Source organism: Kitasatospora sp. NPDC094015 (assembly GCF_040304075.1).
In the GTDB taxonomy this organism is placed as follows: domain Bacteria; phylum Actinomycetota; class Actinomycetes; order Streptomycetales; family Streptomycetaceae; genus Kitasatospora.
This window is the reverse complement of sequence record NZ_JBEOUL010000006.1, coordinates 238,362-257,876: the sequence shown is the minus strand read 5'-3', so window position 1 is coordinate 257,876 and position 19,515 is coordinate 238,362. Positions and strand designations below refer to the sequence as shown.

Genomic DNA, 19,515 nt, shown 5'->3' with positions numbered 1-19,515 from the left:
GAGATGATCGGGGCACAGGGCACCCGGACTTCTCAAGGAGTGGCAATGACCGAGCGCAAGGTGGCCGTGGTCACCGGTGCCAGCAGCGGGATCGGGGCGGCGACCGCCCGCCGGCTGGCCGAGGACGGCTTCGAGGTGGTGGTCACCGCCCGCCGCACCGACCGGATCGAGGCACTGGCCAAGGAGATCGCCGCGGCCGGCGGCACCGCCCGGACGTACCCGCTGGACGTGACCGACCGGGCGGCCGTGGACGCCTTCGCTGCCGAGGTCGGCCCGGTCCACGTGCTGGTCAACAACGCCGGCGGGGCGATCGGCGCGGAGAGCGTGGAGGCCGGCGACCCGGCCGACTGGCGGGCCATGTTCGAGGTCAACGTGATCGGCGTGCTGAACGTGACCCAGGCCCTGCTGCCCGCGCTGCGGGCGACCGGCGACGGCACCGTGCTGGTGCTCAGCTCCACCGCCGCGCTGGCCGCCTACGAGGGCGGCGGCGGGTACGTGGCGGCCAAGCACGCCGCCCACACCATCGCGGCGACGCTGCGGCTGGAACTGGTGGGCGAGCCGATCCGGGTGATCGAGATCGCGCCGGGGATGGTGAGGTCCGAGGGCTTCGCGGTGACCCGCTTCCGCGGCGACGAGGCCAAGGCCGCGGCGGTGTACGCGGGCGTGGCCGAGCCGCTCGGCTCGGCCGACGTGGCCGACACCGTGGCCTGGGCGGTGACCAGGCCCCCGCACGTCAACATCGACCTGCTGGTGGTCCGCCCGCGCGCCCAGGCGGCCAACCACAAGGTGCACCGGGAGCTCTGAACAGGGGGCGCGGACGACCGGGCGGCGCGCCGTCCGGTCGTCCCGGTCAACTGACAGGCAGGTGTCAACGTCACAACTTGATAGCTCGTTCGAGTGAATTCTGCGCGCCCTCTGCCCAACTGATGACCCCTCAACTACCGTGGTGCCGCTGCCCGACCCGGCCCCGTACCGGCCGGCCCGTTCCCTTCCGCCCCGGCAGTTCCCGCCATCCGTCGGCCCTAGTTTCGTCTCTGCCACCACGGTTCACCGGTGCCCCGGGCCGCCTGCCCGCGGACCGACACCCCCTTCCCGCCCTCACGAGGAGGACCCGCTGGCCAGCGACATCCCGCCGCAGCGTCTCGACGCGCGGACGGCACCGTCCTTGCTCGGGCTTCACCGCTTCAACGAGGCCGACGCCGGCGCCGCCGAGGAGGCCCTGCTGGCCTGCTGCGGCAGCCACCGCTGGGCGCTCCGGCTCACCGCCCACCGCCCGTACCCCGACATAGAGTCACTGCTCGCCGCCGCCAGCGAGGCCTCCTACGACCTGCGCCCGGCCGACCTGGCCGAGGCGTTGGCGGACGAGAGCTGGATGCCGCAGCCGCTGCTCGGCATGCGCGCGCCCGGCAGCCAGGCCGCCCACACCGCGCTGCGGGCCGCGCACGCCGCGTACGAGGCCCGGTTCGGGCACGTGTTCGTGGTCTGCCTGGAGGGCGTGGCGCCCGAGGAGATGCTGGACATCGTGCTCACCTCGATCCGCACCCGGCTGACCAACGACCCCGACGAGGAGCGTCTGATCGCCGCCGACGAGCTGCGCCGGATCGCCCTGACCCGGCTGGAGCACCTGGTCGCGACCCACTCGGCGCCGGCCGCGCGCTGAGCCGCTCACCGCGGCCGGCCCGGCTCGGGCCGGCCGGCGCCCTGAGCGGCGCGGAGCTTGGCGAGCTGGGCCCGGACCACCTCCGGGTCCGGCTCGGCCGCCGGCTCCTGGTCGGTGCCCACCGTGGAGAAGACCGCGAGCGCGGTGCCGACCCGGGCCAGCAGGGCGCGCTGGAGCAGTGTGACGGTTCCCGATTCATTCGTCAGGGTGAACGCGGTGGCGGCGTCCGCTCCCTCCGGGGTGGGCGTGTCGGTGCGGGTCAGCCGGTGCCGGGTCTGCACCCCGCGGCCGGGCGCGGCGCCGCCGCCGGCCACCGAGGTGAAGCCGGTGCAGGCCGCCAGCACCTGCTCCAGCTCGCCCTGCAGCCGCTCCGCCCGCCCGGGCCCGAAGGCCAGCAGCCCGGCGTACAGGGCGGTGCGCGGATCGCCCTTCCTGATCACGCTCAGGTCCGCCTCGGCGGTCGGCCCGGAGGCCGCCTTGCCGGGGGCCAGCGCGTCCAGCACCGGCTGGCAGGCGGGCCGGTCCGCGGTCTCCCGCTCCTGGTCGGGGGCGGTGTCCTGGCCCGGGGTCATCAGGGTCACGGCGTAGCCGGGGCCGAGTTCGGCGTCGGTCACCACCGCGGCCCGCAGGCCGCCCGCGTCCAGCGCGCGGGCCGGCCCGGGCCCGGCCGGTTCGGGGGCGGCGGCGGGCGCCACGGTGGTGCAGCCGGCGGCCAGCGCCAGCAGGGCGCAGCAGAGCAGGCGGGCGGTGCGGTCGGGCACGGTGGGCCCTCCGGGGAGGCGGAGACGGCGGACGCACGCACCGTAGCGCAGCCGCTCCGGCACCCAGAGTGACAATTCCTGGATCCGTTAGGCCGTGAGTGCCTGTTTGATCACACCTGAGGCCCCCGGGGGCGGTTGCCGACACGGCGTCGATAGGATGCTGGCGGCCGGTGGACCGTACCCGGCCGGGCTGACCGACACCGAAGCCGGCCGAGCCCCCAATCCGCTTCCGGAGGGTTTTCCGTGCCGGCTGGAACGCTGTACCGCGGCCGGGAAGGCATGTGGAGTTGGGTGGCTCACCGAGTCACCGGCGTCCTCATCTTCTTCTTCCTGTTCGCCCACGTCCTCGACACCGCACTGGTGCGCGTGTCCCCCCAGGCGTACGACTCCGTCATCGCGACGTACAAGACGCCGCTGGTGAACCTGATGGAGTACGGCCTCACCGCCGCCATCCTGTTCCACGCGCTGAACGGCCTGCGGGTCGTCGCCGTCGACTTCTGGTCCAAGGGCCCGAAGTACCAGCGGCAGATGCTGTGGACCGTCGTCGGTGTCTGGGTCGTCCTGATGGCGGGCGCCTTCTACCCGATCCTCCAGCACACGCTGCGTACCTGGTTCGGGGGCTGATCCGCGATGGCGAACGACATCACCGAGGACCTGGTGGTCCCCTCCGTCCACGCCCACACGGGCAAGGGCCTGGGCACCGGCAACCCCGCCGACGCTTTCGTGGTCGAGCCCCCGCGGGCCCGTTCCGTGAAGACCCCGCGTCGCACCCGTACCAACTTCGAGATGCTCGCCTGGCTGTTCATGCGCCTGTCGGGTGTCGTGCTCGTGGTGCTGGTGCTCGGCCACCTGCTGATCAACATCGTCCTCGACGGCGGTGTCTCGAAGATCAGCTTCGCGTTCGTGGCCGGCAAGTGGGCCTCGCCGTTCTGGCAGTTCTGGGACCTGCTGATGCTGTGGCTGGCGATGCTGCACGGCTCGAACGGCATGCGCACCGTCATCAACGACTACGCGGAGAAGGATTCCACTCGTCTGTGGCTGAAGACCCTGCTGGGCGTCACGACCGTCTTCACGGTCCTGCTCGGCACCCTGGTGATCTTCACCTTCGACCCCAACATCTAGAGCGCGGCTCCTAGCGGCATCTAGTCGGTATCGAGACCGGACGAGGCTTAAAGACCCCATGCAGATTCACCAGTACGACACCGTCATCGTCGGCGCGGGCGGCGCCGGCATGCGCGCGGCCATCGAGTCGACCCAGCGCAGCCGTACCGCCGTGCTGACGAAGCTCTACCCGACCCGCTCCCACACCGGCGCGGCCCAGGGCGGCATGTGCGCCGCCCTCGCCAACGTCGAGGAGGACAACTGGGAGTGGCACACCTTCGACACGGTCAAGGGTGGTGACTACCTGGTCGACCAGGACGCCGCCGAGATCATGTGCAAGGAGGCCATCGACGCCGTCCTCGACCTGGAGAAGATGGGCCTGCCCTTCTCCCGCACCGAGGCCGGCCGGATCGACCAGCGCCGCTTCGGCGGTCACTCCCGCAACCACGGCGAGGCGCCGGTGCGCCGCTCCTGCTACGCGGCCGACCGCACCGGTCACATGATCCTCCAGACGCTGTTCCAGAACTGCGTCAAGCACGGCGTCGAGTTCTTCAACGAGTTCTACGTCCTCGACCTGCTGATCAACGAGGGCCGGACCGCGGGCGTCGTCGCCTACGAGCTCGCCACCGGCGAGATCCACGTCTTCCAGGCGAAGGCCGTGGTGTTCGCCTCCGGCGGCACCGGCAAGATGTTCAAGGTCACCTCGAACGCCCACACCCTGACCGGTGACGGCCAGGCGGTGGCGCTGCGCCGCGGCCTGCCGCTGGAGGACATGGAGTTCTTCCAGTTCCACCCGACGGGCATCTGGCGGATGGGCATCCTGCTCACCGAGGGCGCCCGCGGCGAGGGCGGCATCCTGCGCAACAAGGACGGCGAGCGCTTCATGGAGCGCTACGCCCCCGTCATGAAGGACCTCGCGTCCCGTGACGTGTGCTCCCGCGCGATCTACTCCGAGATCCGGGCCGGCCGCGGCTGCGGCCCCGACGGTGACCACGTCTACCTGGACCTCACCCACCTGCCGCCGGAGCAGCTGGACGCCAAGCTCCCGGACATCACCGAGTTCGCGCGCACCTACCTCGGCATCGAGCCCTACACGGACCCGATCCCGATCCAGCCCACCGCGCACTACGCCATGGGCGGCATCCCGACCAACGTCGAGGGTGAGGTGCTGGCCAACAACACCGACGTGATCCCGGGCCTGTACGCCGCCGGCGAGGTGGCCTGCGTCTCGGTGCACGGCGCCAACCGCCTGGGCACCAACTCGCTGCTGGACATCAACGTGTTCGGCCGCCGGGCCGGTCTGGCCGCCGCCGCGTACGCGGACAAGGCCGACTACGTGCCGCTGCCGGAGAACCCGGCCGAGCTGGTCGAGGCCATGATCGACGGCCTCCGCGAGTCGACCGGCACCGAGTCCGTCGCGCAGATCCGCAAGGAGCTGCAGGAGTCGATGGACGCCAACGCCTCGGTGTACCGCACCGGCGACACCCTGAAGCGGGCGGTCACCGACATCGCCGGGCTCAAGGAGCGCTTCAAGAACGTCGCGATCCAGGACAAGGGCATGCGCTACAACACGGACCTCCTGGAGGCCGTGGAGCTGGGCAACCTGCTCGACCTGGCCGAGGTGCTGGCGATCTCCGCGCTGGCCCGGCAGGAGTCCCGCGGCGGTCACTACCGCGAGGACTTCCCGACCCGTGACGACGAGAAGTTCATGCAGCACACCATGGCGTACCAGGAGGTGGCCGCCGACGGCTCCACCTCGATCCGCCTCGAGTACAAGCCGGTCGTCACGACCCGCTACCAGCCGATGGAGCGTAAGTACTGATGAGCACTCCGACTGTGGAGCAGCACTCGGCCGCTCTGGACGCGGCTGAGGCCGGCGGTGTCAAGCTGATCACCGTCACCCTGCGGATCCGCCGGTTCAACCCGGAGGAGCACCCGGACCCGGTGTGGGTCGACTACCAGCTGGAGATGGACCCGAAGGAGCGCGTCCTGGACGCGCTCAACAAGGTCAAGTGGGAGCAGGACGGCACCCTGACCTACCGCCGTTCCTGCGCGCACGGCATCTGCGGCTCGGACGCGATGCGGATCAACGGGCGCAACCGGCTGGCGTGCAAGACCCTGATCAAGGACGTCAACCCGGAGAAGCCGATCACGGTCGAGGCCATCAAGGGCCTCGCGGTCCTCAAGGACCTGATCGTCGACATGGACCCGTTCTTCCAGGCGTACAAGGACGTCATGCCGTTCCTGATCACCAACGGGAACGAGCCGACCCGCGAGCGGCTGCAGTCCGCCGAGGACCGCGAGCGCTTCGACGACACCACCAAGTGCATCCTGTGCGCCGCGTGCACCTCGTCCTGCCCGGTGTTCTGGAACGACGGCCAGTACTTCGGCCCGGCCGCGATCGTCAACGCGCACCGCTTCATCTTCGACTCGCGCGACGAGGGTGCCGAGCAGCGCCTGGAGATCCTGAACGACCGTGAGGGCGTCTGGCGCTGCCGGACCACCTTCAACTGCTCGGAGGCCTGCCCGCGTGGCATCGAGGTCACCAAGGCGATCCAGGAGGTGAAGCGCGCGCTCGTCACGCGTCGCTTCTAGCACCTCCCGCGGCCGGTGGCCGCGATGTCGAAGGGCCCGCCCGGTCTCGCACCGGGCGGGCCCTTCGGCGTTGCCGCCCCGGCCGGTGCCGGGCGGCCGGCGGTTCAGCGACGGGCGGCGGTGCGGGCCCCGCCCCGGCCGGCCGCCAGCAGCGGGAGCAGCAGCGGGCCGACGAACAGCGCCAGGGCCATGTACCGGAAGTGCGGGGCGGCGTTGGCCACGATCAGGTTGAGCTGGAGCCCGAGCAGGACCGCCCCGCCGACCGCGAGGACGGCGAACGAGCCGCGCCGGCGCGCGTACACCGCGAGGGCCGCGTAGCCGAGGTAGCACCAGACGGCGCCGCGCCAGAACAGCCAGTCCAGCTGGGGTGCCCGGAACAGGTCGTGCAGCCAGAGCGCGGCCCGCAGCAGCGGCTGAGCGGCCGGGTGCGGGCGCAGCGCGTCCGCGTACCGGCTGTGCTCCAGGTCGCCGCCGGGGGCGGTGAAGCCGAACAGGTCGGGCGAGGCCTTGGGGCTCTGCACCACGGTGTCGCCGGCCCGGTCGGCCGGGCCTGCGAAGATCGCCCAGGCTATGTGGCTCCGGCAGAGCCGGGCGTCGACCACGTAGTCGGGGTGGTCGAGGACGATCCGGCCCCACATCGACATCAGTTCGTGGCTGTGGGCGGCGGCCTGGTGGCGGTCCCAGCCCTCCCCCCAGTTGGTCAGCGGGTCGACCGAGAAGCACTGGTAGCCGGCCGCGTCCCAGGTCGTCAGCGGGGCGACCGCGGCCAGCACGGCCCGGTCCTCGGCGCCGAAGGCGGCCGGGTCCCGGTGGTAGGCCACCGCGAGGTCGTCGTAGTTGAGCGCGTAGACCGAGGAGGCCGGCGGCCGGTGTATGTCCCAGATCGCCGAGTACGCCCACAGGTTGAGGGCGAGCGGGACGGCCAGCGACAGGGCCGTCAGCAGGGCGATCCGGCGGCGGACCAGCGGGAGCGCGGCCAGCAGCAGGACGGCCACGACCAGCATCAGACCGTAGCTGTTGTTGCGGAACAGGCCGAGGCCGAGCATCGCGAGGAAGAAGACCGCGAGGTCCAGGCGCAGCGCCCGGCCGCCGTGGCCGATGGTGCCGTCCAGCTTCCGGGACAGCAGGCGCAGGGCGGCGGCGAGGAGGAAGACGCCGCAGATCGTGAACGGCACGTCCTTCCACAGGAAGACCACGAAGGTGCCGGTCGGCGGCAGCACGACGAGGGCGACCGCGGCCGGCGCGCTCCAGCGGGCGCGGGCGCCCAGCCGGGCCAGTGCGGAGACGGCGTAGCCGAGCCCGAGCGACATCCCGACGGTCTGCAGCAGCACCACCGGTGCCACGCTGCCGGTCAGCTTCAGCGACCACAGGACGATCGCGTCGTAGAGGGCGGAGTGGTCGGCCGTCCAGTGGCCGGGGTCGGTGACCTGCCAGACGTACATCGCGGAGTCGTAGCTCACGAACGCCGGGTACGCGGCCAGCCACCACAGCAGCAGCACCACCTGGCACAGGCCCGCGACGGCCAGTGGCATCCGCCGGCTGGGGCGGACCCTGCGGTGCTGGGCCACCGCCCGCTCGCGCAGCCCCGGCCCGCCGGTGCCCGGCGGGCGTCGCAGCATGGTGTCGCCGGTCATCGCGCAGCCCCCTCCTGGTGCGCCCGGGCCGCCCTCGCGCCCTGGCGTCCCGCGCAGGCTACAGCAGCACCCACGCCCGGCGTCAGGAGGTCGGAGCGCTCTTTCCGGCGCCGGCCCGCAGGCCGCGGACGCCGATGGCGCCGACGGCCGCGCCGAGGACGAACGAGGTGACGGCGAGGGTCAGGTGGACCCAGAAGAACGCGGTCGGCCGGGAGTGGTCGCCGTCGAGGAAGGCCTGGCCGCCGGAGTCCTTCCAGAGGTTCTTCACGAAGGTGGTCCAGATGATCAGGGACCAGACGCCGAAGGCGGTGAGGAACCAGGAGGTGCGGCGGCTGAGCTTCATGACGGTCCTTCGGGCGGGGTGGGGCGCGGGTCCGGCCCCGGGGGCACGTCCAGTATGCGCAGTGCGCCGGACGGATCAGTCACCGGTACCCGATCGGAGGACCGGGGCGGCGCGGCGGGCCGGGGCGGCCCCGCGCGGGTACGGTCACGCAATGCAGAGCGTCCGTCACATCGCGTACAGCTGCGCAGCAACGGCCCTCGGCCTGCTGTGCCTCGCTCCCGTCGCCGTGGCCGCCCCGCAGGACGGGCCGCCCCCGGAGCGTCCGCCGGTCGGCGGCGACCTGTTGGGGAGGTCCGGCGTGCAGGTCGCGCCGAACGTCGGGGCTCCGGCCCTGCCCGCCGACCTCACGGGTCAGTCCTGGGTGGTGGCCGATGCCGGTACCGGGGAGGTGCTGGCCTCGTACAACGCGCACCGGCAGCTGCCGCCGGCCAGCACCCTGAAGATGCTCTTCGCCGACGTGGTCCTGCCGAAGCTGGACCGGACGACGGTGCACCGGGTCGCGCCGGAGGAGCTGATGTCGATGGGGGCGGGCAGCAGCCTGGTCGGCATCAAGGAGGACCTGGACTACCGGGTCGACGACCTGTGGCGGGGGGTGTTCCTGAGTTCCGGTGCGGACGCCGTGCGGGTGCTGGCCGCGATGAACGGCGGGGTGCAGCAGACGGTCACCGAGATGCAGGCGACGGCGCAGCGCCTCGGCGCCCAGGACACCCGGGTGATCACGCCCGAGGGCTACGACATGGACGGCCAGCTCTCCTCGGCGTACGACCTGACGCTGTTCGCCCGCGAGGGGCTGCGCAACCCGGACTTCCGGATGTACTGCTCGACCCGGTGGGCGCAGTTCCCCGGGGCGTTCGACAAGGTGAGCGGGCAGCGCGGCAGCTTCGGGATCGCCAACACGGACCGGCTGCTGGGGCAGTACCAGGGCCTGATCGGCGTCAAGAACGGCTACACCACCAACGCGGGGGCGACCTTCACCGGCGCCGCCGAGCGCGGCGGGCGGACCCTGCTGGTCACGGTGATGCGGCCGAACAACAGCAGCCGGGTGTACGACGAGACGGCCGAGCTGCTCGACTGGGGTTTCGCCGCGGCCGGCAAGGTGACGCCGGTGGGCCGGCTGGTGGACCCGGCGCCCCCGGGGCAGGCTCCGGGGGCATCCGCTCCCGCCGAGCCGACCGGGAAGCCGCTCCAGCAGCCGATCCTGGTGGCCGAGCCGCCGCGGGCCGCGCCCGCGCAGCCGGCCGCGGCGGCCAGGAGCGGGGCCGGGCTGACCGGCACGATGGCCGGCGCGCTGTGCATGGCGATCGGCGGCCTGGTGGCGCTGCGGGCCCGGGCGCTTCGCCGGCGGCGGGCGGCGGCGCTGGCGGCCGCGGCGGCGGCGCCGCTGGACGGGTCGCGGGTGCCGGCCGGGGCGACGGCGATCAGCGGGCGCTGAGGCGCCCGGGGGCCGTCGCCCGGCCGCGGGCCCGGGTCAGCCGGTCCGGCGGGCGCGGGCGGCCCGCAGCGCCCGGCGGGCCGCCCTGGTGGCGAACGGCGGGAGCACGTCCAGCGCGAGCCGGCGGGACGCCGAGCGGCGGGGCGGGGCCGGACGGGGCGCCGGCGGGGCCGGCTGCTCGTCGTGGGCGAGCCGGTAGACCCGGGCGCCGGCGATGGTGTCCTCGTCCATCCGGAAGCCCTCGGCGGCCCAGTCCCGGCCCAGCACCTCGCGCTGGGCCTCCTCCGGGTCGCCCCAGGTGCCGTAGAACTTCTCCGGGGTGAGCAGGATCGGCCGCAGGCCGTGGGCGAACACCGCCTCCCAGACCGCGGCCGAGACGCCCGGGGTGTGCTCGGCCCGGTAGTCGTCCAGGGCCACCAGGCCGTCCTTGGCCAGGGCCGCGCGCGCCACCTGGATGTCGCCCGCCACGTGCTCGTACAGGTGCGAGGCGTCGATGTGGATGAAGCGGCAGCTGCCGTCGGGGATGCGACCGTCGGCCAGCACCGAGGTGGGGGCCTGGATCACGGTCGGCAGGCGGTCGTGGAAGGCCAGGTAGTTGTCCTCGAAGGCCTGCCGGGTGAGCGTCTTGCGGTAGGACATGGCCATCTCGGCCGAGTTGTCGTCGTCGGGCGCATCGGAATCGAACAGGTCGCAGACGGTGAAGGTCTCGCCGTCCTGCAGGTGGCTGCCGAGCAGGATGGCGCTGCGGCCGAGGTAGGCGCCGAGTTCCATCAGGTCACCGGTCCGCCCGCTCTGGGTCTGTCGGGTGAGGAACCAGTCGAAAAGTTCTTGATCGGCTTTGAAGAACCAGCCGGGCACGTCGTCCAGCGTGCGGGCGGCCGGGGCGGCGGGGGTGGTGTCGGCACTGGTCACAGCTGTCTCCAGGCGTGCTGCGGGGGTGTGCTCGCCTCGACCGGGACCTGGCGGGGGGAGCCGTTCGACTGTGACCGGGATCATAACCACTGCGCGGCCGCCGCGCAGTAGGTACGGGATCATCGGTGTTCGGTTTCCGTCCCATCCGTCGAGACGCCGTCGGGGTCGGTACGGGCAGCGGCGAGCGCCGCTTCGGCCTGTGCCTCGGCGCGCCCGCGGGCCGCCACCGGGTCGGCCAGCGCCGTCCAGGCCGCGCAGTACAGCAGCAGCCGGGTGACGAAGTTGATCCACAGCAGCAGGGCCACCGGCACGCCGAAGGCGCCGTACAGGCTCTTGCCGGCCACCGAGCCGAGGTAGGAGGAGAGCAGCAGCTTGAGCAGTTCGAATCCGACGGCGCCGATCAGCGCCCCCTGGAACAGGTCGCGGCGACGCCCGCCGGGGATCCGCGGGAAGGGGCCGAGCAGGTACGCGAAGAGCAGCAGGTCGGCGGCGACCGCGATCAGCAGGCCGACCACCGTCAGCACGGTCCGGCCGGCCCCGCCCTCCAGGCCGATCGCGTCGGCCAGCCGCCGGGCCAGCGCGGTGGCGGCGGCGGAGGCGCCGAGCGAGAACAGGCAGACCGCGCCGAGGCCGACCAGCACCAGGCAGTCCTTGGCCTTGAGCAGCACCGGGTTGCCGGCCTCGTCCGGGAGCCGCCAGACGTCCCGGATCGAGCCGCGCATGGTGTCGACCCAGCCGAGGCCCGAGTAGAGCAGCACCAGGCCGCTGATCACCCCGACGGTGGCCGCGTTGGCCACCAGCCCGGGCAGGTCGAGCGAGTCGGACAGGCCCGGCACCTGCTTGGCGATGTCGTCCTGGAGGTCCTGCACCCGGGCGTCGGAGAGCACCGCCACCGCGACCGCCAAGGCCACCGTGAGCAGCGGGAACAGCGCCAGGAAACCGAAGTAGGTGACCGAGCCGGCCAGCCGGTTGCCCTTCACCTCGGTGACGTGCGCGAAGGCCCGGTACGCGCGGGTGCGCAGCAGCTTCGCGGCGACCGGGCCGATCACCGGCAGCTTGGTCAGGAATTCCAACGGTGCGCTCCCGCCCGGCCGGGACTGACGGACGCCCCTGTATACCGCGCGCCCGACGCCCCGGGGCGGGTGCCACCCCGGGGGTGTCACCCGCTCGGGCACCCCCACCGGGCCCGGCTGCGCGCCGGCCGGGCGCGGCCCCCAGGTTCAGCGCCGGCCAGGTTCAGCGCCGGGCGGTCAGCGCCGGGCGAGCACCCGGCGGGCCTTGGCGAGCCCGCGCAGGCCCTGGAACGAGAGGTACCGGCCGTGGCTGAGCAGTTCGGCGCGGGCCCCGGCGGCGCCGCCCGCCGGCCGGTACCCCTCCGGGCGCAGCGGCGCGCAGTGCTCGGCGGCGCGGCGGAAGAACTCCCGGCGGTCGCCCGGCGGGATCCGGCCGGGCTTGCTGACGATGGTGGTCAGGTGGTCGAGCATGCGCCCGTAGATCACCGGGCGCCAGCGGGCCAGGTCGGGCCGGCGGTCGAGGAAGTCGAAGACCAGCCGGTACTGGTCGAAGATGTCGAAGTGCTTGCGGCTCGCGGTGGCCAGGATGTTGCCGCCCGCGCGGCGCTGCCGGTAGTGCAGGCCGACCTCGTCGAGCAGCGTGATCCGTCCGGCGGCGAGCAGCGCCGGGAAGGTCCACGGGGTGTCCTCGTAGTAGCCGGCCGGGAAGGTGAGGCCCTGCGCGTCGATGAACTCCCGCTTGTAGGCCTTGTTCCAGACCACCATCAGCAGGTCCAGCAGGTCGGGGCGGGCGTCCAGGTCGAAGACGTCCGGGCCGGGGCGCCCGAAGACCGCGGCGGAGCTGCTGCGCACCACCCGGCCGTCCCAGTACGTGCGGGCGTAGTCGTAGACCAGGATGTCCGGGTCCGCGCCGGCCCGCAGCCGCTCGTCGACCCGGCCGAGCAGGCCGGGGGTGAGGGTGTCGTCGCTGTCCAGGAAGAGCACGTACTCGCCGGTGGCGACCGCGAGGCCGGCGTTCCTGGCCCGGCCGAGACCGACGTTCTCCGGCAGGTGCAGCACCGTCACCCGGGGGTCCCGTTCGGCGGCCCGGTCGAGCATCGCGCCGCAGCCGTCCGGCGAGCGGTCGTCCACCGCGATCAGCTCGAAGTCGGCCCCGCTCTGCCCCAGCACGGAGTCGAGACACTCCGCCAGGTACTCCTCCACCTGGTAGACCGGGACGATCACGCTGAAGCGGGGCATGGGATCACTCATTCCAGGACGGCGTCGGGGCCGGGCGCGACACGGGGCGGCCGGTGCCGGGACGGGCCAGCCGCACCCTAGCCCGCGCCGGGCCGCCGACGCACCTCGCGCACGGGCGCGACGATCCGCCGTAGCCTCCGGAAGGTAGGATCGCTGCCGGTAAGTGCCCGGTTCACCCGAAATCGGGCAGAGCGGTCGCACCACCTGATGAAAGGCTCTGCGCAGCCGATGGCACCCCGCCTCTCCGTCGTCGTCCCGATCTACAATGTCGAGCGCTACCTGGAAGAGTGCCTGGACTCGATCGCCGCCCAGACCTTCGACGATTTCGAATGCGTCATGGTCGACGACGGGTCCAAGGACACCAGTGCCGCGATCGCCGAGGCGTACGCGGCCAAGGACTCCCGTTTCCGGCTGGTCAAGCAGGAGAACAAGGGCCTCGGCGCGGCCCGGAACACCGGCTACCGGCACATCGCCGAGGGCACCGAGTTCCTGGCCTTCGTGGACAGTGACGACACCCTGCCCCCCAGCGCCTACGAGCTGATGATCGGCACGTTGGACCAGACCGGCTCCGACTTCGCCACCGGCAACGTGCTGCGCTTCCGGGCGATCGGCTTCTACCCCTCGGGCGGCCACCGCAAGCCGTTCAAGGAGACCAGGCTCACCACCCACATCACCGACATCCCGACCCTGGTCACCGACCGCACGGCGTGGAACAAGGTGTACCGGCGCAGCTTCTTCGACGCCGCCGGGGTGCTCTACCCCGAGGGCATCCTGTACGAGGACGCCCCGGTCAGCGTGCCGCACCACTACCTCGCCAAGAGCGTGGACGTGCTCTCCGAGCCGATCTACCACTGGCGCGAGCGCGAGGTCGGCGAGATGTCGATCACGCAGATGAAGTTCAACCCCAAGGGCGTCATCGACCGGGTCAAGTCGATGGAGCTGGTCCGGGCCTGGCTGCAGGAGCAGCAGGACCCCAAGTTCCGCCGCTACCTGCGCTCCTACGACGAGAACAACCTCGTCGAGGAGATCCCGATGTTCTTCTGGTCCGTGCTGGAGGGCGACCAGGCCTACCGGGACGCCTACCAGGAGTCGGTCAGCCGGCTGCTGCGCGCGATCGGCCCCGCCCAGGTCCGCAAGCTGCGCGCGCCGCTGCGGCTGAAGTACCACCTGACCGTGCAGAACCGGATGGCCGAGCTGGTCGAGCAGCTGCGGTTCGAGAAGGACAGCAACGGCGCCGCCCCCGCGCGCGGCCTGCTGCGCCCGTACGCGGACTACCCGTTCCTGCGCGGCGGCCGCAAGAGCGTGCCGCCGGAGGTGCTGCGGCTGGACAACGCGCTGGTGATGCGCAGCCGGCTGTACGACGCGCACTGGGTGGACGGCCGGCTCAAGCTCACCGGGCACGCCTTCCCCGAGCACCTCGGCGCCACCAGCAAGCACGACATGGTCAAGGGCCTGGTGCTGCGCGAGAGTTCCGGCCGCCGCGTGGTCGCGGTGCCGACCAAGGCGATGTACAGCCCGGAAGCGACGGCCAGCTCGCCGCACTCGCTGTACAGCTGCGACTGGGCCGGTTTCAGTGCCTCCATCGACCCCGAGCGGATGAAGCACCGCGGGCAGTGGAAGGACGGCTCCTGGCGGCTGCTGGTCGCCGGCGTCGGCAAGGGCGGCGTCTACAAGGGCCGGGTCTCCGGCGGCTGGAGCGACACCGCCGAGTACCCGCCGGTGCACTGGGTCGAACAGGACGTGCGGATCGTCCCCTGGCTCAAGGACGGCTTCGTCAACCTCCGCGTCGAGCGGGTCCGCGCCCGGGTGGTCAAGGTCACCGGTGAGCGCGCGACGGTGACCCTGGAGGGCCTGGTCGGCTCCGGCGCCGACCTGGCCGACGCCCGGCTGCGGCTCAAGCACGCCGAGTCCTCGGACAACTTCCTGGTCTTCCCGCTGGAACTCGGCGTGCCGACCGGCCGCCAGGTGCCCTTCACCTCCAGCTTCCCGGTGGACGCGCTGACCGAGGTCCGCCTCGCCTGGGACGCCCTCGACCCCGCCTCCGACGAGCGGCTGCGCGACCGCTGGGACGTGGAGCTGCTGCTGGCCGACGGCAGCACGCTGCCCGTGGTGGTGGACGAGCGGGCCGACCCGGAGCACCTCGACCTGCCGATCGGCACCGGCGCCCGGGCGCTCTACTCCAAGCCCTCCCCCAGCGGGTACCTGCAGTTCGCCGACCAGGTGCTGCAGCCCGTGGTCGAGGAGATCACCACGGCCGGCGGCGCCGACGGCTTCCTGCTCGGCGGCAGCTTCCCGCTGCCCGGCGTGCACCACTACGAGCTGGTGGTCCGCCACCGCTGGCGCGAGGAGGAGCACAGCTACCCGGTGGAGATCGCCGACGGCCGGTTCAAGGCCGCGCTGCCGGCGGTGCCCACCGCCAGCTTCGCCGGCCGGGTGCCGCTGCGGAAGGGCACCTGGGAGGTCTTCTTCCGGCCGGTCGGGGCGCCCGCCGACACCCTGTGGCCGCACGCCCTGCTGGCCCCGTCCTGCCACGGCAGCCTGCCGCTGGAGGTGGAGGCCCGCGGCAAGCTGATCGCGCTCGAGCGCCGGCTGTACGACGGCCTGTCGCTGGAGTCGCACGACATACTGGCTCCTGAGGAGCGCAGCGCCTTCCGCCAGCGCCAGCTGCGCGAGTCCTTCGCCTCGATGCAGCAGCAGCCGCTGACCGACACCGTGGTCTACCACGCGGCCCTCGGCAGCCGGTACGCCGGATCGCCGCGCGCCGTCCACGAGGAGCTGGTGCGCCGCGGCGAGCCGCTGCGCCACCTGTGGACCACCGACGACCTGCAGACCGAGGCCCCGCAGAGCGCCGAACCGCTGCGCCGGCTCTCCACCGAGTGGTACGAGGCGCTGGCCACCGCCAAGTACGTGGTGACCAGCACCCACCTGCCGCCGTTCTTCACCCGGCGGCCCGGCCAGGTGGTGCTGCAGACCTGGCACGGCACGCCGCTGAAGCGGATCGGCCACGACTTCGAGAAGGTCTGGTTCACCGACTCCGAGTACCTGGAGCACCTGGAGGCCGAGGTCCCGCAGTGGAGCCTGCTGGTCTCCGCCTGCCGCTGGTCGACCCCGGTGCTGCGCCGGGCGTTCCGGTTCGAGGGCGAGATCCTGGAGACCGGCTACCCGCGCAACGACCTGCTGTTCGCCCCGGACCGGGAGAAGACCGCCGAGCGGGTCCGCGAGCGGCTGGGCCTGCCCGAGGGCAAGAAGGTGGTGCTCTACGCGCCGACCTTCCGCGAGGACCGCCGCCGCCCGCAGGACGGCTACCAGCTGGACCTGCGGCTCGACCTGGCGGCCGCCCGGGCCGCGCTGGCCGACGACCAGGTGCTGCTGGTCCGCGGCCACGAGGCGACCTGCGGCCAGGTGCCGGGGGCCGGCGACGGCTACGTCTGGGACGTCGGCAGCTACCCCGACATGGCGGAGCTGCTGCTGATCGCGGACGTGCTGGTGACCGACTACTCGGCGGCCATGTTCGACTTCGCGAACACCGGCCGGCCGATCCTGTTCTTCACCTACGACCTGGAGCACTACCGGGACAACCTGCGCGGGTTCAGCTTCGACTTCGAGGCGCAGGCCCCCGGCCCGCTGCTGGCCACCTCCGCGGAGCTGGTCGCGGCGCTCGGCCGGGTCGAGGAGGCCACCGCGGAGTACCGCGAGAAGTACGCCGCGTTCCGCGAGGTGTACTGCGACCTGGACGACGGCCAGGCCGCGGCGCGGGTCGTCGACGCGCTGCTGAAGGACTGACCGCACGACGGTGCCTCGGGGATCAGCCGTTGATCCCCGGGGCACCGTCGTCGGCGTGCGTAAGTCGGCGCGCGCGGGTCGGGGCGCGCGGGTCGGCGGGCGTCAGCCGAAGCGGTAGCCGTGCCAGGGCCGCCAGACCTCGTCCGGGCCGAACCGGGAGAGGCTGAAACCGGGCACCTCGAAGACCGCCCGGAAGCCGCGGGCCTGCTCGAAGGCCTGGTCCAGGACCGGCTCCGGGAGACCGTGCGCCACCGTCACGTGCGGGTGGTAGGGGAAGGCCAACTCCCGTGCCACCGGCCCCGAGCGGACGTCCGCCTCGAGCGCGCGGCACTCCTGCGCGCCCTCCTCGACCCGGACGTAGACCACCGGGGAGACCGGGCGGAAGGTGCCGCTGCCGCGCAGCAGCATCCGGAACGGCCGGTGGCCGGCCGCGACCGCCCGCAGGTGCGCCTCGATCGTCGGCAGCGCGCCGATCGCGACCGGCGTCGGCGGCAGCAGCGTCACGTGGGTGGGTATCGAGCGGGCCAGCGGATCGCCGTGGCCCGCCCGGGCGTCCTGGATCTGCGCGCCGTACGGATCCGGCACGCTTATGGACACGCCGATGGTGACGACCTCGTCGAGGTCGTCACCTTCGGGGCGGTACTGCTGCGGCATCAGCGCTTGGGCGGCAGGAAGCCGATGCGGTCGTAGACCGTCGACAGGGTCTCGGAGGCGACCGCGCGCGCCTTCTCCGCGCCGAGGCCGAGCACCCGGTCCAGCTCGGCCGGGTCGTCCAGGTAGCCCTGGGTGCGGGCCTGGAAGGGCGTCACCCAGTCGGTGAACAGCTCGGCCAGCTCGGTCTTGAGCGCGCCGTACATCTTGCCCTCGAAGTGCTCGACCAGCTGGTCGATCGTCTGCCCGCTGAGCGCGGAGTGGATCCGCAGCAGGTTGGAGACGCCGGCCTTGTTCTCCTCGTCGTAGGAGACCACCGTGCCGGTGTCGGTCACCGCGCTCTTGAACTTCTTGGCGCTGACCTTCGGCTCGTCCAGCAGGTTGACCAGGCCCTTGGCGGAGGAGGCCGACTTGCTCATCTTGGCGGTCGGGTCCTGGAGGTCCAGGATCTTGGCCGTCTCCTTGAGGATGTACGGCTTCGGCAGCGTGAAGGTGGGCGCGTAGCGGCTGTTGAAGCGCTCCGCGAGGTCACGGGTGAGCTCCAGGTGCTGGCGCTGGTCCTCGCCGACCGGCACCGCGTCCGCCTGGTAGAGCAGGATGTCCGCGATCTGCAGGATCGGGTAGGTGAACAGGCCGACCGAGGTGCGGTCGCTGCCCTGCTTGGCGGACTTGTCCTTGAACTGGGTCATCCGCGCCGCCTCGCCGAAGCCGGTGAGGCAGTTCATCACCCAGCCGAGCTGGGCGTGCTCGGGCACGTGCGACTGGACGAACAGGGTGCAGCGCTCCGGGTCCAGCCCGGCGCCGAGCAGCTGGGCGGCCGAGATCCGGGTGTTCTCCCGGAGGGTGGCCGGGTCCTGCTCGACGGTGATCGCGTGCAGGTCGACCACCATGTAGAAGGCGTCGTTCTCCTCCTGGAGCGCCACCCACTGGCGCACCGCGCCGAGGTAGTTGCCGAGGTGGAAGGAGCCGGAGGTGGGCTGGATACCGGAGAGGACCCGGGGGCGGTCCTTCACCGGACCGCTGACCGCTGCGTTGACCATGCGGGCCATTGTTCCAGCTTCACCGACCGCTCAGGAAACATCTGCCCCTGGAGGAATCGACAGTGTGACGGCACTCACCCTGATCCGCTCGATCCGGCGGCCGTCCAGCTTGGCCACGGTCAGCAGCGCACCGCCCTCCAGCGGCACCTGGTCGCCGGGCCGCGGCAGCCGTCCCAGCTCCCGCACCACGAAGCCGGCCACCGTCTCGTACGGGCCCTCCGGGAGGGTGACCCCGGTCTCCTCGGTGAAGTCGGAGAGGTTGAGCAGCCCGTCCAGCTCGACCCCGCCGCCGGCCAGCCGGCGGGTGGCGGTGGTGTCCTGGGCGTCGTACTCGTCCCGGATCTCGCCGATCAGCTCCTCGACCAGGTCCTCCAGCGTGACGATGCCGGCGGTGCCGCCGTACTCGTCCACCACGATCGCCAGGTGGTGGCCCTCGCGGCGCATCTCGCTCATCGCCTCCAGCACCCGCTTGGTGGCCGGCAGCAGCTTGACCGGCCGGGCCAGGTCACGGACCCGGGCGGCCCGCTCGCCGCGCGCGCCGTAGAGGTCGCGCACGTGCACGAAGCCGGTCACCGCGTCGTACGAGCCCTCCACCACCGGGTAGCGGGAGTGCGGGGCCGAGTCGGTCTCCGGGCGGACCTCGGAGACCAGCCGCTCGGCGTCCAGGAAGGTGACCTCGGTGCGCGGCACCATCACCTCGCGCAGCTGGCGCTCGCCGGCCGCGAACACGTCGGCGATCAGGGCCCGCTCGTCGCTGCCCAGTTCGGTGTTGGCGGCGACCAGGCCGCGCAGCTCCTCGGAGCTCATCGAGCCGCGGCCGGCCGACGGGTCACCGCCGAACAGCCGCACCATCAGGTTGGTGGAGTGGCCGAGCAGCCAGATCACCGGGCGCAGCGCCACCGACATCACGTCGACCACCGGCGCGGCCAGCAGCGCGATCGACTCCGCCCGCTGCAGACCGATCCGCTTGGGGGTCAGCTCACCGAGCACCAGCGAGACGTACGAGATCACCAGCGTGAGCCCGACCAGCGCGATGGTGTCCGCGACGGCCGGCGACAGCCCCAGGTCGACGAAGACCGGCGCCAGCTTGCCCGCCAGGGTGTCCGCGCCGAAGGCCGCGGACAGGAAGCCCATGCAGGTGACCCCGACCTGGACGGCGGCCAGGAAGCGGTTCGGGTCGGCGGCCAGGTGCGCGGCCCGGGACGCCCGCCGGGTGCCGACCGACTCCAGCGCCCGGATCTGGCCCTCGCGCAGCGAGATCAGCGAGATCTCGGCGACGTTGAAGAGGCCGCCCAGCATGATGAAGACCAGGACGAGTGCGGCGTCCTCGATGGTTTCTGTCACGCGCCGA

The 19,515-nt window shown here is 72.4% G+C and carries 17 protein-coding genes; 8 read left to right on the top strand and 9 right to left on the bottom strand.

Annotated elements, in window-relative coordinates; translation table 11 throughout:
• Positions 1 to 45 precede the first annotated feature (45 nt).
• Positions 46 to 804, top strand: coding sequence for an SDR family oxidoreductase (locus ABT014_RS10650; protein ID WP_350638312.1), 759 nt, complete (start codon positions 46 to 48; stop codon positions 802 to 804).
• Positions 805 to 1,165: 361 nt separating this feature from the next.
• The gene (locus ABT014_RS10645) at positions 1,166 to 1,660 is read left to right on the top strand and encodes a 2-oxo-4-hydroxy-4-carboxy-5-ureidoimidazoline decarboxylase (protein WP_350638311.1); all 495 of its coding nucleotides are present in this window, start codon (positions 1,166 to 1,168) and stop codon (positions 1,658 to 1,660) included.
• Between the two features lie 5 nt (positions 1,661 to 1,665).
• Here ABT014_RS10645 and ABT014_RS10640 read toward each other — a convergent pair whose 3' ends face one another.
• Positions 1,666 to 2,421, bottom strand: a complete 756-nt coding sequence (locus ABT014_RS10640; protein WP_350638310.1) for a hypothetical protein — start codon at positions 2,419 to 2,421, stop codon at positions 1,666 to 1,668.
• Positions 2,422 to 2,664: 243 nt separating this feature from the next.
• On the opposite strand from ABT014_RS10640, the gene sdhC reads away from it, so the two are divergent.
• Genes sdhC through ABT014_RS10620 form a run of 4 tightly spaced genes read left to right on the top strand, consistent with a single transcriptional unit; the run spans position 2,665 to position 6,117 of the window.
• Positions 2,665 to 3,045: a succinate dehydrogenase, cytochrome b556 subunit gene (sdhC, locus tag ABT014_RS10635; RefSeq protein WP_350638309.1), complete on the top strand. Its 381-nt coding sequence runs from the start codon at positions 2,665 to 2,667 to the stop codon at positions 3,043 to 3,045.
• 6 nt (positions 3,046 to 3,051) lie between these two features.
• Positions 3,052 to 3,543, top strand: a complete 492-nt coding sequence (gene sdhD / locus ABT014_RS10630; RefSeq protein ID WP_350638308.1) for a succinate dehydrogenase, hydrophobic membrane anchor protein — start codon at positions 3,052 to 3,054, stop codon at positions 3,541 to 3,543.
• 58 nt (positions 3,544 to 3,601) lie between these two features.
• The gene (gene sdhA / locus ABT014_RS10625; RefSeq protein WP_350638307.1) at positions 3,602 to 5,344 is read left to right on the top strand and encodes a succinate dehydrogenase flavoprotein subunit; all 1,743 of its coding nucleotides are present in this window, start codon (positions 3,602 to 3,604) and stop codon (positions 5,342 to 5,344) included.
• A complete protein-coding gene (locus ABT014_RS10620) occupies positions 5,344 to 6,117 on the top strand; it encodes a succinate dehydrogenase iron-sulfur subunit (protein WP_350638306.1) in 774 nt (257 codons plus the stop codon). The genes sdhA and ABT014_RS10620 overlap by 1 nt, the downstream gene beginning before the upstream one ends.
• Positions 6,118 to 6,221: 104 nt before the next feature.
• Here the strand turns inward: ABT014_RS10620 and ABT014_RS10615 are convergent, their stop codons facing one another.
• A complete protein-coding gene (locus ABT014_RS10615; protein ID WP_350638305.1) occupies positions 6,222 to 7,751 on the bottom strand; it encodes a DUF6020 family protein in 1,530 nt (509 codons plus the stop codon).
• Positions 7,752 to 7,833: 82 nt separating this feature from the next.
• On the bottom strand, positions 7,834 to 8,094 hold the full coding sequence (locus tag ABT014_RS10610) for an SCO4848 family membrane protein (protein WP_350638304.1): 261 nt from the start codon (positions 8,092 to 8,094) through the stop codon (positions 7,834 to 7,836).
• Positions 8,095 to 8,245: 151 nt separating this feature from the next.
• Here ABT014_RS10610 and ABT014_RS10605 point away from each other — a divergent pair, with 151 nt between their 5' ends.
• Complete coding sequence (locus ABT014_RS10605) at positions 8,246 to 9,526, top strand: D-alanyl-D-alanine carboxypeptidase family protein (protein WP_350638303.1); 1,281 nt, start codon at positions 8,246 to 8,248, stop codon at positions 9,524 to 9,526.
• A gap of 36 nt (positions 9,527 to 9,562) precedes the next feature.
• Here ABT014_RS10605 and ABT014_RS10600 read toward each other — a convergent pair whose 3' ends face one another.
• The 3 genes from ABT014_RS10600 to ABT014_RS10590 all read right to left on the bottom strand — a co-directional run bounded on the left by ABT014_RS10600 (position 9,563) and on the right by ABT014_RS10590 (position 12,690).
• Entirely contained in the window at positions 9,563 to 10,438 is an 876-nt protein-coding gene (locus tag ABT014_RS10600) for a class I SAM-dependent methyltransferase (RefSeq protein WP_350638302.1), read from the bottom strand.
• Positions 10,439 to 10,557: 119 nt separating this feature from the next.
• Positions 10,558 to 11,511, bottom strand: coding sequence for a YihY/virulence factor BrkB family protein (locus ABT014_RS10595; protein WP_350638301.1), 954 nt, complete (start codon positions 11,509 to 11,511; stop codon positions 10,558 to 10,560).
• A gap of 177 nt (positions 11,512 to 11,688) precedes the next feature.
• Positions 11,689 to 12,690: a glycosyltransferase family 2 protein gene (locus ABT014_RS10590; RefSeq protein WP_502894923.1), complete on the bottom strand. Its 1,002-nt coding sequence runs from the start codon at positions 12,688 to 12,690 to the stop codon at positions 11,689 to 11,691.
• A 228-nt stretch (positions 12,691 to 12,918) separates the two neighbouring features.
• Between ABT014_RS10590 and ABT014_RS10585 the strand changes: the two genes are divergently transcribed.
• Positions 12,919 to 16,473, top strand: coding sequence for a bifunctional glycosyltransferase/CDP-glycerol:glycerophosphate glycerophosphotransferase (locus ABT014_RS10585; RefSeq protein WP_350638300.1), 3,555 nt, complete (start codon positions 12,919 to 12,921; stop codon positions 16,471 to 16,473).
• Positions 16,474 to 16,575: 102 nt separating this feature from the next.
• Here the strand turns inward: ABT014_RS10585 and ABT014_RS10580 are convergent, their stop codons facing one another.
• From ABT014_RS10580 to ABT014_RS10570, 3 genes are read right to left on the bottom strand one after another with little or no spacing between them, the layout of a single operon-like run.
• On the bottom strand, positions 16,576 to 17,127 hold the full coding sequence (locus ABT014_RS10580) for a 2'-5' RNA ligase family protein (RefSeq protein ID WP_350638299.1): 552 nt from the start codon (positions 17,125 to 17,127) through the stop codon (positions 16,576 to 16,578).
• The gene (trpS, locus tag ABT014_RS10575; protein ID WP_350638298.1) at positions 17,127 to 18,164 is read right to left on the bottom strand and encodes a tryptophan--tRNA ligase; all 1,038 of its coding nucleotides are present in this window, start codon (positions 18,162 to 18,164) and stop codon (positions 17,127 to 17,129) included. Before trpS ends, ABT014_RS10580 begins: the two co-directional genes overlap by 1 nt.
• A gap of 30 nt (positions 18,165 to 18,194) precedes the next feature.
• Positions 18,195 to 19,508: a hemolysin family protein gene (locus ABT014_RS10570; protein WP_350638297.1), complete on the bottom strand. Its 1,314-nt coding sequence runs from the start codon at positions 19,506 to 19,508 to the stop codon at positions 18,195 to 18,197.
• Positions 19,509 to 19,515 lie beyond the last annotated feature (7 nt).

What these genes read in the sequence shown, in the direction of transcription:
- sdhD (WP_350638308.1), top strand. Translation starts at nt 3,052, where the DNA reads ATGGCGAACGACATCACCGAGGACCTGGTGGTCCCCTCCGTCCACGCC.
- ABT014_RS10580 (WP_350638299.1), bottom strand. Translation starts at nt 17,127, where the DNA reads ATGCCGCAGCAGTACCGCCCCGAAGGTGACGACCTCGACGAGGTCGTC.
- ABT014_RS10610 (WP_350638304.1), bottom strand. Translation starts at nt 8,094, where the DNA reads ATGAAGCTCAGCCGCCGCACCTCCTGGTTCCTCACCGCCTTCGGCGTC.
- ABT014_RS10590 (WP_502894923.1), bottom strand. Translation starts at nt 12,690, where the DNA reads ATGCCCCGCTTCAGCGTGATCGTCCCGGTCTACCAGGTGGAGGAGTAC.
- trpS (WP_350638298.1), bottom strand. Translation starts at nt 18,164, where the DNA reads ATGGTCAACGCAGCGGTCAGCGGTCCGGTGAAGGACCGCCCCCGGGTC.
- ABT014_RS10620 (WP_350638306.1), top strand. Translation starts at nt 5,344, where the DNA reads ATGAGCACTCCGACTGTGGAGCAGCACTCGGCCGCTCTGGACGCGGCT.
- ABT014_RS10585 (WP_350638300.1), top strand. Translation starts at nt 12,919, where the DNA reads ATGGCACCCCGCCTCTCCGTCGTCGTCCCGATCTACAATGTCGAGCGC.
- ABT014_RS10605 (WP_350638303.1), top strand. Translation starts at nt 8,246, where the DNA reads ATGCAGAGCGTCCGTCACATCGCGTACAGCTGCGCAGCAACGGCCCTC.
- ABT014_RS10650 (WP_350638312.1), top strand. Translation starts at nt 46, where the DNA reads ATGACCGAGCGCAAGGTGGCCGTGGTCACCGGTGCCAGCAGCGGGATC.
- sdhA (WP_350638307.1), top strand. Translation starts at nt 3,602, where the DNA reads ATGCAGATTCACCAGTACGACACCGTCATCGTCGGCGCGGGCGGCGCC.
- ABT014_RS10615 (WP_350638305.1), bottom strand. Translation starts at nt 7,751, where the DNA reads ATGACCGGCGACACCATGCTGCGACGCCCGCCGGGCACCGGCGGGCCG.